Source organism: Paraburkholderia sp. GAS199, assembly GCF_050436585.1.
In the GTDB taxonomy this organism is placed as follows: domain Bacteria; phylum Pseudomonadota; class Gammaproteobacteria; order Burkholderiales; family Burkholderiaceae; genus Paraburkholderia.
In genome coordinates this window covers 550513-563519 of record NZ_JBNDMM010000001.1, presented here as the reverse complement: position 1 = coordinate 563519, position 13007 = coordinate 550513, and the positions used below count along the sequence as shown (strand labels likewise).

The 13007-nt window shown below is 62.6% G+C and carries 11 protein-coding genes and 1 pseudogene; 8 read left to right on the top strand and 4 right to left on the bottom strand.

Features of this window, described 5'->3' with window-relative positions; translation table 11 throughout:
- Window positions 1-13: 13 nt before the first annotated feature.
- Window positions 14-211 (top strand): annotated as a pseudogene (locus tag P3T18_RS02420) (porin); the annotation flags it as partial.
- A 33-nt stretch (window positions 212-244) separates the two neighbouring features.
- On the opposite strand, the gene P3T18_RS02415 reads toward P3T18_RS02420, so the two are convergent.
- From P3T18_RS02415 to P3T18_RS02405, 3 genes are read right to left on the bottom strand one after another with little or no spacing between them, the layout of a single operon-like run.
- Window positions 245-1336: a porin gene (locus P3T18_RS02415; protein ID WP_429298311.1), complete on the bottom strand. Its 1092-nt coding sequence runs from the start codon at window positions 1334-1336 to the stop codon at window positions 245-247.
- A 56-nt stretch (window positions 1337-1392) separates the two neighbouring features.
- Window positions 1393-2325, bottom strand: a complete 933-nt coding sequence (locus P3T18_RS02410) for an alpha/beta hydrolase (RefSeq protein WP_429298310.1) — start codon at window positions 2323-2325, stop codon at window positions 1393-1395.
- Complete coding sequence (locus tag P3T18_RS02405) at window positions 2322-3701, bottom strand: MFS transporter (RefSeq protein WP_429298309.1); 1380 nt, start codon at window positions 3699-3701, stop codon at window positions 2322-2324. The genes P3T18_RS02410 and P3T18_RS02405 overlap by 4 nt, the downstream gene beginning before the upstream one ends.
- Before the next feature lie 207 nt (window positions 3702-3908).
- Between P3T18_RS02405 and P3T18_RS02400 the strand changes: the two genes are divergently transcribed.
- Both P3T18_RS02400 and P3T18_RS02395 read left to right on the top strand, forming a co-directional pair.
- The gene (locus P3T18_RS02400) at window positions 3909-4448 is read left to right on the top strand and encodes a MarR family winged helix-turn-helix transcriptional regulator (RefSeq protein ID WP_429298308.1); all 540 of its coding nucleotides are present in this window, start codon (window positions 3909-3911) and stop codon (window positions 4446-4448) included.
- A 103-nt stretch (window positions 4449-4551) separates the two neighbouring features.
- Window positions 4552-5304: an alpha/beta fold hydrolase gene (locus P3T18_RS02395; RefSeq protein ID WP_429298307.1), complete on the top strand. Its 753-nt coding sequence runs from the start codon at window positions 4552-4554 to the stop codon at window positions 5302-5304.
- Between the two features lie 27 nt (window positions 5305-5331).
- Here P3T18_RS02395 and P3T18_RS02390 read toward each other — a convergent pair whose 3' ends face one another.
- Complete coding sequence (locus P3T18_RS02390; protein ID WP_429298306.1) at window positions 5332-6270, bottom strand: LysR family transcriptional regulator; 939 nt, start codon at window positions 6268-6270, stop codon at window positions 5332-5334.
- 379 nt (window positions 6271-6649) lie between these two features.
- Here P3T18_RS02390 and P3T18_RS02385 point away from each other — a divergent pair, with 379 nt between their 5' ends.
- From P3T18_RS02385 to gcvA, 5 genes are all read left to right on the top strand, one after another.
- A complete protein-coding gene (locus P3T18_RS02385; RefSeq protein WP_429298305.1) occupies window positions 6650-9004 on the top strand; it encodes a membrane-bound PQQ-dependent dehydrogenase, glucose/quinate/shikimate family in 2355 nt (784 codons plus the stop codon).
- Window positions 9005-9015: 11 nt separating this feature from the next.
- The gene (locus tag P3T18_RS02380; RefSeq protein WP_429298304.1) at window positions 9016-10059 is read left to right on the top strand and encodes a porin; all 1044 of its coding nucleotides are present in this window, start codon (window positions 9016-9018) and stop codon (window positions 10057-10059) included.
- A gap of 157 nt (window positions 10060-10216) precedes the next feature.
- Entirely contained in the window at window positions 10217-10963 is a 747-nt protein-coding gene (locus tag P3T18_RS02375; protein ID WP_429298303.1) for an SDR family oxidoreductase, read from the top strand.
- A 24-nt stretch (window positions 10964-10987) separates the two neighbouring features.
- Window positions 10988-12076: a D-cysteine desulfhydrase family protein gene (locus tag P3T18_RS02370; RefSeq protein WP_429298302.1), complete on the top strand. Its 1089-nt coding sequence runs from the start codon at window positions 10988-10990 to the stop codon at window positions 12074-12076.
- Between the two features lie 10 nt (window positions 12077-12086).
- Entirely contained in the window at window positions 12087-13001 is a 915-nt protein-coding gene (gene gcvA, locus P3T18_RS02365; protein ID WP_429298301.1) for a transcriptional regulator GcvA, read from the top strand.
- Window positions 13002-13007: the final 6 nt, after the last annotated feature.

The window sequence follows — 13007 nt, the reverse complement described above, 5'->3', positions numbered from 1 at the left end:
CATAGTGGAGCGACGGCTCAACTTCGGCGCGGATTATCGTCTCTCGGTGCGTACCGGGCTGTATCTGCTCGCGGCCTATGAGCACGCGAGCGGAACGCAGCGCACGGCGAGTGGCGGAACGCGTCCGGCGCAGGCGTCGATTGGCGCATATGGTTACGCCGGTACGTCGTCGCAGGAGTTGATCATTGCAGGCATTCGCCATCGTTTCTAGGCGACTCGACTCGCCGCGCTCCACACGCCTTCGCTAGAACTTCGTCCTCAAGCCCACTCGCAAAGCAAGCTGGTTCTGACTGGTCGAATAGCCGGTGTTGGTGGCCGGATTCACGATCAGAAAAAGCCCCGCGGGTGAGGCCGCCGAATTGCTATGCACGAAGTTGACGCTGGCATATACGTCGGTGCGTTTGGACAGCAGATAGTGCAGCGCCGAGCTGATCTGACTGAATTGGGCCTGCGGGTAATGGTCGTACATGTACGCGATACCGCCGTAAGTATCGGCGGCGAAAAAGTAGTCCGCGCCCGCTTCGATCACGCTCACGACCACCTTGCCCGTACCCGGCACGCCGCTCAGGCGGTTGTTCGTATAGTTGCCGAACACCGTGAGCGCGCCGAAGCGATACCGTGCGCCCACACCCATGTTGCGGACCGCGGTGGCGCCCAACGCAGCCTCGGCGACCGAGGCGCCCGTCCCATTCGCATTCGTGTAGGCGAGGCCGATCGCGAACGGTCCATTGTTATCGTAGTTCAGGCCGAAGCTCGTGAAGCGGGGCGCGCCGGTCGTGCCGGCAAACGATCCCGCGACATTGCTGAAGCCGTACATCGCGCCCGCGCTCAGTCCTTTCACCACCGGCGTCACGTACTTCACGGAATTGTTGACCTGTTCGCCTGCAAGGCGATCGACATCGAGCAGGTGAGTAGCGTAGACGCCGCCGAAACGCGCGATCGCCGTGTCGAACACCAGGTTGTCGATCATGAAATCGTACTGGCGGCCCAGCGTCAATGTGCCGAAACGGCTGCTCAGTCCCACGATTGCCGCGCGGCCGAACATCGCGCCGCCCTGGCCGAGCATGCCATTGCCGAGCGTAAAGCCATTTTCGAGCGTGAAAATGGCCTTGGTTCCGCCGCCGAGGTCTTCTGATCCGAGCAGGCCCCAGCGATTGGCCTGCGCGATGCCGGTGTCTTCGATGACCGCACTATGGCCGCGCTGATTGCTGACATACGTGATGCCCGCATCGAGAATGCCGTAGAGCGTGACCGAACTCTGCGCATGCGCGGCAGTGACGGCAGTGGATAAGGCGAACGCAGTCGCGAGCGCGACGGCAGTCAGTGCTCGATTCATGGTGTCTCCAGACCTGTCTTCTATTTTTGTGGGAACGACGAACGACGAAGTGGCGGCTAACTCGGCGAGACGAGACGCGCGGCGCTCCATTGCGCCGCGTGTTGCATGGCAAGGCGCGCGAGCGGCGTGTCGAATTTGGTGAATCCGTGCGCCATCGATTCGTAGAGGTTGAGCGTGACGCTCGCGCCCGCGCGATCCGCGTGGTCGGCGAGACGTTCGACGTCGCTCAGCATCACCTCATTCGCGCCGACGCAGAGCAGCAGGTTGGCGCGAGCGTCGAACCGCGCGTTGAGCGGCGTAGCGAGCGGATCGGCTCTGTCCTTGTCGTCGATGTAGAGGCTCAGCATGCGTTCGCCCATGTCCCGCGTGGCGATATCGCGCGATGCGTTCACGTACCACGACGCACTGTCCATGCGCAGATCCGCCATCGGACACAGGCCGACGAGACCCGCGGGCATCGGACATTCGCCGCGTGCCACGCGCTCCGGCAAGGTCATGGCGAGACAGCCGCCGGCCGATTCGCCGACTATCACGATGGCGTCGCTGGTGCGGCCGGTTTCGAGCAGCGCGCGATAGACGGCGAGCACGTCGAGGCTCGCAGCGGGGAAGCGATGTTCCGGCGCCTGCCGGAAACCGGCAGCGAGCACCGTCACACCGGACAGCGCGGCGAGTTCCATCGCGTTGCGGCGTCCCAGTTCGAGGCTGCCGCGCACGAAACCGCCGCCGTGGAGAAAGACGATCAGTCCGCGTGACGACGCATGGGCCGGCGTGATCCATTCGCACGGGACGCCCGCGATGTCACACGGCGTGACCGTGAGGCCGTCGGCGTCCACGGTGAAGCCGCCCGATTGCAGGATGGCGCGAGTGGCGTCGCGCATGTCGTCGGCCGACTGCGGCGTCGAGTAGACCTGCGTGAAGGCACGGTCGCCGAGCAGGGCGTCGATAAAACGGCGGTCCGCATCGGAGGCCGGGAAGTACTGGAGGTTCATCGGGCGATATCGGTGGATTGGGAAACGGGGCGCGTGAGCGTGACAGGGGTGCGTTCGAGTCGGTTCAGGGCGCGCCGCATCGACAGCGAGCCGGCGCCGGCGCAGACGAGCAGTACAACCGCCAGCGCGAGCGACAACGCGCGGCCATCGGCGTGGGCATCCGGAAAGCCGCTCAGGTGATCGCCGACGAAGCCGACCAGGACTGGTCCCGCGCCCGTGCCGATCACGTTCACGCCGAAGATGAAGAGGCCGATGACGCGGCCGCGCATCCGATTGGGTACGCCCACCTGCAATGGAATCGGCATCAGCGAAGTCATCATGCTGATGACGAACACCATCGCGGCGTAGCCGATGGTCGAGAGCAACAGGCTTTGTCCGAATGCGAGCAGCAGGACGGCGGGCACCAGCAGCAGACAGAAGCGCGCGCCGAGCCGCATGACGCGCGCAACGATTTGCGTGTCGCTCACACCGCCGACAAACCATTGGCCGCTCAACGAACCCGCGAGACCGCTCACGAGAAACGTGACGCCGAGCAGCGGCCCGAGCGAGGCAGCCGTGCCGTAGTGGCTGCGAATCGCGAAAGTCGGGAACCACGTGATGAGCGAGAAGAATGCGGCGAGAATGCAGGCGTAAGCAAAGAAGTAGCCCCGCAGATACGGCGATTCTCGGTTGACGAAGCGGATGACGTCGCGCAAACCGGCGTGCTCGACGTGACGGGTGGCGTCGTCGTGACGCGCCGGTTCGCGCACGACGAGCCAGAGCAGCAGCGCCAGGCACAGTCCCGGCATGCCGACGACCGCAAAGACCGCCTGCCAGGGTTCAAGGTGTCCGGCCCACGGCAAGGTCAGGCCACCGCTTTGCTCGAACCGTTTCAGCAGGAAGCCGCCCGCCACCAATGACGCGCTCCCGCCGATGAACGGCGCGGCCGTATAGATGGCCGTCACACGCGGCAATTGCCGTGGCGCGAACAGGTCGGAGAAAATGGACAGCGCGGCCGGTGAGCAGCCTGCTTCCGACAACGCGGTGAGCGAGCGCACCGCCAGCAGTTGCAGATAGGTCGATGCAAGCCCCGATGACGCGGTGGCAACGCTCCAGATGGCAACGCATCCGGAAGCGATACGCACGCGGTTGCGGTTGTCGACGAGCCAGCCGAGCGGGATGCCGCCGATCGCGAAGCATAGGGCGAACGCCAGCCCTTGCAGCAGGCCGATCTGGGTGTCGGTGAGGCCGAGGCTGTGACGCATCGGGTCGATCAGCAGTGTGAGGATCTGCCGGTCGAGATAGGCAAGCGCAAACGCGATGAAGAACAGCGCGACCACGAGCCAGCGTTGCGTGCGCACGCGCCAGCCGGAGGGCGGGGCGTTTTGTGGTGTCATATCGTCTCCTGATACGACGCGCCCGGTGGCGTCGCCGTAGGAATTTAAAGATTCATTTGATACTAGTATCGTTCTATATGAAACTATATTCAATCGAAGAAATGTAGTGGTTTACGCGGCCGGTGCGACGCGCGAACGCTGCCGGCGCGGACAGCGAGGCGGCGTCCGGGGCCGCTATACTGTCGTAGGAACATCAGGAGCGGGACATTGAAAACAAGGGTGCACAGCGAGGAATCGCGCCAGGCGGAAAGCTTCCTCGATCATCTGTCAGGGAAGAAGGGCGAGAGTCGCGGCGAGCCGTTTCCGCCGGAGAACTATCGCTACGAGCTATCGCAGCTGCAGATTCTCGCGACGCTGCTCGAACGGCTCTACATCAAGCGGATGTTGCCGTTGCACGATCTGCCTTTGCTGGAGTGGCGTCTGCTCGAAGCGATTGGTAGCTCGCCCGGCATCACGGCGGCCGAGTTCTCGCAATACTGGGTCTACGACAAGGTGACCGTGAGCCGCGCACTCAAGGCGCTGAAGGATCGCGAACTGGTGGAGTCCGGACCGCATCCCACCGACGGCCGTCGCACGGAACTGCGCCTGACCGACGCGGGCCGCGAGGTCTTCGAGTCGCAGCTCGATGCGAAGCAGCGTCAACTGGAGGCGCTGTCGAGCGTATTGAGCGAGAAGGAAATGACGGAGTACACGCGTTTGTCGCGCAAGCTCATCGACCATTTCCGGCGTGTGAATTCGGCTATCTGAGCGGCGAGTGGCGGCGCGTTCTTTACGGAGCGAACCGCACCGCAATAACAACGTCGACGTGAAATCGAACCCGGATTTTCGCGCCAATCTCTGAAACGACAGCATGCGCATCGTCCCTTTAAGCAGCGGTCCAACCGATTTGCCGACGCTCGTGTGTTTGCCCGGCGCAATGTGCAGTCCGCTCGTCTACGCGACGGCTGCCACGCAAGCGGGCCTGAACGCATTCGCGCTAGCGTGGATGGAAGACGACGGCGCGTTTGATCTGCACGCCATCGCCGGTCGCATCGTCGACGCCATCGCCCGCAAAGGTGAGGTCGTTCTGGTGGGGCACTCGCTCGGCACGCCGCTGGCGGTTCTTGCCACGCTTGCCGCCGCCGAACGCGATGACGTACGCGTGACTGGTCTCGTGCTGGCGAATAGTGGCGCGAATACGAAAGGTCATGGCGACGCGTCGGCCATCGTCAGACGCATCGAAGAGAACTGGGGCGAACCGATGTGGAAGACCTTCGCCGAGCGCTGCTTTCACACCATGCCGTCGAGCCCGTTGCTCGACGAAGTGCTCGCCTATCCCGCACGTGTTCGAAGCGGCGCGGTCGCGGCCGCAATTCGCAGTCAGATGGACACCGATCTGCTTCCGTTGCTGGGGCAATTGCCCGATGTTCCGGTCGCCGTCGTTCACGGAACCTATGACGCGGCGCGAACCCTCGCGCACGCGGAAGAACTGTCCGGCGCGATAAGAGGCGCAACGCTACACGTGCTCGATACTGGGCACACGAGTTGTGCCGAAGATCCCATCGGCTTCGCCGCGATCATGCGCGCGGTTGCCGAAACCGCGACTCGCACACAACGGCAATAAACCCACTCGACAGCGCCACTACCGTGTTCATCGAGGCGGCTTCGACACCTCGACGCTCTTGCGCAAATGTTCGCTGATTGGCCCTCGCTGCTGCTCCAGCGTTTCTTCGACCAGCGACAGCAACGCGCTCTCCTCGTTGCTGCGATAACGCATCGTGACGGGCAGCACGGCACTGCTCGCGGGAAGCGAGCGGTACGCAAGTTCGAGGTTGGTCCAGCGCGCGCTTTCGGGCACGATGCTCAGTCCGTAGCCCGCTGCCGTCATGGTCAATGCGGTGGCGAGACCGCGGACTTCATAGACGTCCCGCGGCGACACCCCCGCGCCTTTCACCATCGACCAGATGCGGTCGAACGAACTCGGTGCGGGCGTGTCGGGATATAGAATCAACACCTGGCCTTCCAGCGCGGAGAGCGGCAGTTCGCCAGTCTCGCTCGCGAACTCGGCGTCCTTCGGCATGGCGACGCATAGACGCTCGTCTCGCAGATGTTTGACCTCGGTGTCGCGCTCCCAGTCGTCGGAGTAGCCGAATCCGATGTCGATCAGTCCGCTGCGCAACGCGTCGCCCTGGTCCGGCGACATGACTTCCATGGGGCGGAACGCATAGTGTTCGCTGCTGTTGCTCAGTGCCCGAAGCAAGGTCGGCAAGCCGCTATACGTGATGGTGGGCGAGAAGCCGATGACCACCAGACGCTGCGTGGTGGAACCGGACCGCCGCGCGGTGCCGACCATGCGCTCGCATCGTTCCAGAACGGCGCGCGCGTCGTCGTAAAACCGGCGGCCGGCCGGCGTGAGCTGCAAAGGTCGCACGCCTCGAACGAGCAGTTTCGCCCCGACGTCGCTTTCCAGCTTCTGTATCTGTTTGCTCAGCGCGGGCTGCGCCATATGCAGGAGTTCGGCCGCACGCGTGAAATTGCGCGTCTCCGCCAGCGCGGTAAAGCGCTTGAGCATCTTTAGATCGATATTCATTCAAGAAGGGGCAATGGCGATACCTGCGCGGAACCCGGTCGGGCGTTCGTGACCAGCACGACGAACCTACTATTCCTGAAAGTATATGAAAGCTAGCTGATATTGGTCTTGGACTCAGCTTACAAATCCCCTGAGAATCGCGACCTTACGCCGCACTATAAGGGCAATGACTTCGCGCAGGCAACCTGACGCGACGCGCAAGCGCGTCATTGTCTTCACGGTTTCGCGCCTCACAAAAAAGCGCATGCGGCGTGGGCGATGGTCTTTTTTCATGCTGCGTTCACAAGCAGGCCGGTCTGTCGATCCGGTCGAAACGCGCTTTTTTCGGGGAATAGGGGTGGTCACGGAAGCACAGCCTACACGGCGCTCTGGTTGGATCGTGGTAATTCTCGGCATTGTCGTGGCGCTGTTCGGCGCCGCGATGGCTTATGGCGGCGCGCAACTGGTTTCACTCGGCGGCAGCGCGTACTACTTGCCCGCCGGGCTATTGATGCTCGTCTCGGGTTTCTTGCTGTGCCGTCGCAAGTTGACCGGCGTGTGGCTTTACTTCGCCATGCTGGTCATCAGCGCAATCTGGGCATTGTGGGAAGCCGGATGGAATTTCTGGCCGCTCGTCGGCCGTCTCGGTGTGCTGGGTCTCATCGGCATGCTGGTTGCCGCATCGGTTCGGGCGATACCCGAAGCCGCTGCGCGCCCAGGCGTGCGCAAGAGCGGTAGCGCAGTCGCCGTATTGCTGCTGCTGTGCCTGATCGGCGCCGGCTTCAAGGCATTCCAGCCGGTGTGGCTGGTCGCGCCGCATGGTACGCCGACCGTCGCCACCGACTACAAGCCGGGCGACGATCATCAGAGCTGGACCGGTTTCGGCCGCACGCCGGATGGTGTGCGCTTCGCGCCGTTCACGCAGATCACCAAAGACAACGTGAAGAATCTCCACGTCGCGTGGACCTTCCGCACGGGCGATTTCGCCTTCGGCGGCGGAGAAAACCAGAACACGCCGCTGCAGATCGACAAGACCATTTACGCGTGTACGCCGTCCAACAAAATCTTCGCGTTGAACGCGGTGACCGGCGAACAGCGCTGGACCTACGACCCGAACGTCAACTCCGGTTATTCGCCGACGTGGCAGCGTTGCCGCTCGCTGGCCTATGCCGATCTGAGCTTGCCCGAGTCGCATGCGTCGCAGACCATCGACACGAACTCGACGTGCGCGAAACGCATCTACGTCACCACGGCGAATATGCAACTGATCGCGCTGAGCGCGCAGACCGGCAAGCCGTGTGGAGACTTCGGCTCGGACGGCCGGGTGAGCCTCGCGGAGCATATGGGCGAGACGGTGCCCGGTTTCTACAATCCGACCTCGGGACCGGTGTTCGCGAGAGGCAATCTGATCGTGGGCGGCTGGGTCATGGACAATCAGTCCACCGACGAGCCTTCCGGTGTGGTTCGCGCGTTCGACGCGGTGACGGGCAAACTGAGTTGGGCGTGGGACATCGGTCGTCCGGGTCAGACTCAGGCGCCGGCAGCAGGCGAAAGCTACACGCGCTCGACGCCGAACATGTGGGCCACACCCACCATCGACAATCAGTTGGGCCTGGTTTATCTGCCCACGGGCAACGGCACGCCGGACATGTTCGGCGCGCAACGCAGCGCGGCAACCGACAAACACAGCTCCTCCATCGTCGCGCTCGATGCGACAACCGGACAGGAACGCTGGGTATTCCAGACCACGCACCACGATCTGTGGGACTACGATCTGCCGTCGAAGCCGGTGCTGTACGACGCGCCGGACGGCAAGGGCGGACGCGTGCCCGCGCTTATCCAGACGTCCAAGCGCGGCGAGATCTATATGATCGACCGTCGCAACGGTCAGCCGATTGCCGCGGTCGAGGAACGCAAGGTACCGACGGACGGCGCACCGGGCGAACGCGTTTCGCCGACCCAGCCGTACTCGGTCGGCATGCCGGAAATCCGCGAACCGGTGCTCACCGAGCAACGCATGTGGGGTATCACGCCGCTCGACCAACTGGCTTGCCGTATCCAGTTCCGCAGTCTGCGCTATGAAGGCGACTTCACGCCTCCGAGCATCAGTTGGTATATCGAGCATCCGTCGCCGTTCGGCACGATGAACTGGGGCGGCATTTCGATCGACCGCAAAGACGATTACCTCGTCGTCAACGACATGCGGATCATGATGAAGGGCAAGCTGATCCCGCGTCCGCAATTCAACGCGACGCTGGCCGCAAGCGACAAGGTGGGTCCGGGCGTCGGCGGTGTGGTGCCGATGGCGCATACGCCGTACGGTCTCGTCCGCGCGATGGTGATGTCGCCGCTCGGCGTGCCGTGCACGCAGCCGCCGTTCGGCACGATGACGGCCATCGACATGAACACGCGTCAGATTGCGTGGCAGCGTTCGATGGGAACGGTCGAGCAGATGGGTCCGTTGCATATTCGCACGCATCTGCCGATTCCGCTGGGTATGCCGACGCTCGGCGGTCCGGTGGCGACGGCATCCGGCGTGGTGTTCTTCAACGGCACCGCAGACTATTACCTGCGCGCGCTCGACGTTGCGACGGGCGACGAAATCTGGAAAACGCCGCTGCCGGTGGGCGCGCAATCGACACCGCTCGTGTATGAGCAGGACGGCACGGAGTATGTCGTGGTAACAGCGGGCGGCGCGCGCGACACGCCGGATCGGGGTGATTACATCATCGCCTACGCGTTGCCGAAGCAGTAAGCAGTCCGACCATGCCCACGACACAGCGTCGAACCGCTGTCGGGCATTGCGCGAGCGCCCTTGCGTTGATTCTCGTCACGCATGGTGTGCTCGCGCAGGCCGAAGACCGCGTTCTGCTTTACGGCGTACTGGACACCAGTATCGAAGTCACCAACCCCAGCAACGGCTGGACCGAACGGATGGACTCGGGGGCCTATCGCGGCTCGCGAGTCGGTCTGCGCGGATCGGAAAGTCTGGGCAACCATCTCGACGTCATTTTCGACCTGGAGAATGGCTTCAACTCGGCGGATGGTACGTTGTCGACCGCCGGCACCTTGTTCAACCGGCAAGCCTGGGTCGGCTTGCAGGGCGATTTTGGACAGGTGCGCGTCGGCCGACAGTATTCGCCGATCTACATTCCCTTCAAAGGTCAACTGGATGCGTTCGGTGCGGGCACGATTGCCTCCGGCCTGAACAATCTGTCGAAGATCACGCCTTATGTGAACAGCGCACTGACCTATATGTCGCCGGACATCCACGGTCTGCGCTTCACGGTGATGCTACCGCTTCGCGATCCTGCCGACGGCAGTGGCAACGGCATTGCCGGTCACTACGAAACCGTCAATTACCGCAATGGGATTTTCGCGGCGTCGTATGCGCATCAGTCGGTGCATGGCGTCAACGCGCTGGCCGCCAATCTGGCGGGTGCATCGGTGCATGTCGGCCGCAGTCACGTGTATCTGTCGTACTTCAACTATGTCGGGGGAACCTCGCCGTATAAAGGACGTGGCGTGTCGGCAAGCACGCGATACGACCTGTCTCACCAGTGGTGGGTCGGCGGTGGCTGGGCGTACCTGCAGGATCTTTCGGGCAGGAACGGCAACGCGTCGCAGTACAGCGTGATCACCGACTATGCGGCGTCGCCGCAGTTGTCGTTCTATTGCAGTCTCGCGTGGCTCAGCAACCGGGCCAACGGGACGTCGACCTTGCGTGGCGTCAACGTCACGGGGCTGCCGGTTGCGTATCCGGGCGCGTCGGTGCGCGGTATTCAGTTGGGTATGTTGAAGACGTTTTGAGGGGTGGCGGGCGGCGCAGTGTGCAGCGTAGATTTTCTTCTCGACCCGACAAGTTCTTCTGATTTGTCGGCGGCGATGGCAGCAACGATAGTGTGTCTACCGGCGACGCAATGCCGTTGGAAGTTTCCGATCCGTCACACACATCGAGGAGTCTGTCATGAAGCTTACGAACAAAATTGCCCTGATCACCGGAGGCACCTCGGGCATCGGCCTCGAAGCTGCGAGGCTTTTCCAGAGCGAAGGTGCCACGGTCATCGTGACCGGCACGAACGCCGAACGGCTGCAACACGCCGTCGCCGTTCTCGGCGAAAACGCTCTTACCCTGTCGGTCGATTTGCGCGATCCTGCGCAGATCGACAAAGCGGTTGCGGATGTTGTCGAAACATTCGGCCGCATCGACGTGATCTTCGCGAATGCGGGTGCGGGGACGGCTGCGCCACTCGAAGCCGTCACGCCTGAGCAGATCAGCGAACAATTCGCGCTCAACTTCAACGGTGTATTCTCCACGATTCAGGCAGCAGCGCCGCATCTGTCACACGGATCGTCGATCGTCGTGACGACGTCGTTTCTGAACGAAGTCGGCACCCCCGGTTTGTCGATTCTGTCAGCCACGAAGGCGGCGACGCGTTCGCTCGTCCGGTCGCTTGGCGCGGAACTCGCGCCGCGCGGCATTCGTGTCAATGCGGTCAGCCCCGGTCCGATTGCGACGCCGTTTCATGAAAAACTCGGCTTGTCCGAGAAGGATCTGGCCGCTGCCGGCTTGGCGATTCAAGCCGCCGTTCCTTTGAAGCGTTTCGGCGAAGCGCGTGAAGTCGCGACAGCCGCGCTGTTTCTCGCCAGCGACGACGCTGCGTTCGTAACGGGGGCGGAACTGGTTGTCGATGGTGGACTGACGCAAATCTGACAGGCGTGGTTCAATGGATGGCGTGTGCGGATCGTCCCATCGCGCAACGAACTCAACGACAAACTGCCAGGTATCGTGATGGAAAACCAACTCTCCTGGGACGGCGATTGCGGCCTCCCCACTTATCGCCTGATGGAAGGCCGCACGCCGATACAGCGGCTCGCCCGGCTCAGCGAGAAATTGAAGGTCAACATCTACGTCAAGCGGGATGATCTGACGGGGCTGGGCATGGGCGGCAACAAGCTGCGCAAGCTCGAGATTCTGTTCGGCGAGGCATTCAGCCAGAAAGCGGACACTGTCATTACCGTCGGCGCAAGGCAATCGAATCATGCGCGCCTCACGGCGGCTGCCGCGGTGAAAGCGGGCTTGCAATGCGAACTCGTTCTGAATCGGGCGGTGAACCGCACGGACGCCGACTACGTCGACAACGGCAATACCTTGCTCAACGATCTGCTCGGTATCGTGGTGCACGATTTGCCGGGTGCGTCGGACGTTCAGCAATTCGCAAACCATCGCGCGGAGGCATTGCGTGCCGAAGGTCGCGTCGTCTATGTGTGTCCGCTTGGGGGATCGAGTCCGGTCGGGTGCCTGGCGTACGCAAGGTGCGCGTGGGAGATTCGCGTTCAACAGGACGAGATCGGCGTGACGTTCGATGAAATCGTCGTGCCGAATGGCAGCGGCGGCACGCACGCCGGGCTCGTCGCAGGCGAAGTTCTACTCGGCGGCGCGCCTTCGCGGATTCGCGCTCATGCGGTGCTCAGCCCTGTCGATCGGTCGCACGAAATTACACTGGAAAAAGCAAATCAGACTTTGCGCCTTGTCCGGCCCGAGTGCGAAATCGCAGCTGACGATCTGAACCTGTCCGGCGATTCCCTCGGCTCCGGCTACGGCATTCCCACGCCGGGCATGGTCGCCGCCGTGAGAATGCTGGCATCGACCGAAGGACTGTTTGTCGACCCCGTGTACGGCGGCAAGGCGTTTGCCGGATTGCTGGCCGATATCGAGGCCGGGCGCTATCGGCGTGACCAGAACGTACTGTTCCTCATGACCGGCGGACTACCGGGGTTGTTTGCATATCGGGAGGCCTTTTCCGCGAGCACCCAACTCGGCTGAACCTCGAGCGATGAGAGCACCGAACAACCTGAACGCCCTGCGTGCCTTCGAAGCGGTTGCCAGACACCTGAGCTACACCGCTGCCGCCGCGGAGTTGAATGTGACGCCCGCGGCAATCGGGCAGCTCATTCGCGGCCTGGAAGCCTATCTGGACATCGAGCTGTTTCACCGCTCCAGTTCGGGGCCATCGCGACTATCGCTCACGGACGCCGCGCGTGCCGCGCTCCCTGATCTGCAAGGTGGATTCGATCTTGTTTCGAACGCCGTGGAGAGGCTGAAAGCGAGCAAATCTCGCATCGTCTTCACGGTGACCGTTCCACCCGCGTTCGCTGAAAAGTGGCTGCTATGGCGCGTCGATCGCTTTCAGCGCCGGCATCCTTATTACGATCTGCGAATTGAAACGGGCGGCCAACTCGTCGATTTCACTTCTGCGCGAATCGATGTGGGTATTCGATACGGCGCTGGCGTGTGGCCGGATCTCACGGCCACGTTTCTGTTGCGCGACGAATTCTTCCCGGTTTGCAGTCCGGCGCTCGTGGCCGGTCCGAACGCGTTGAAGCAGCCGTCCGACCTGAAGAATCATGCATTGATTCACGACACGTCGATGAGCGGGGTCGGCGTCTTTCCCACATGGCGCTCGTGGCTCCTGCACGCGGGCTATCGTGACGCGATCGAGACGGATCGCGGCCTGCAACTGAACGATTCCGCAATGGCTTTTCAGACGGCTATTTCGGGCAACGGCGTCGCGCTCGGACGAACGACGCTGGTCGAGCGCGATCTGGCAGAGGGACGCCTCGTCAAACCGTTCGACCATGTCCAGAGTTGCGAGTTGGCGTACTACCTCGTGCACAGAAAAGAAAGCGAACAGCATGCGCCGGTGCAGGCTTTCAAGGAATGGCTGCTAGAAGAGGTGGGTTCCAGCTAGCGGTTC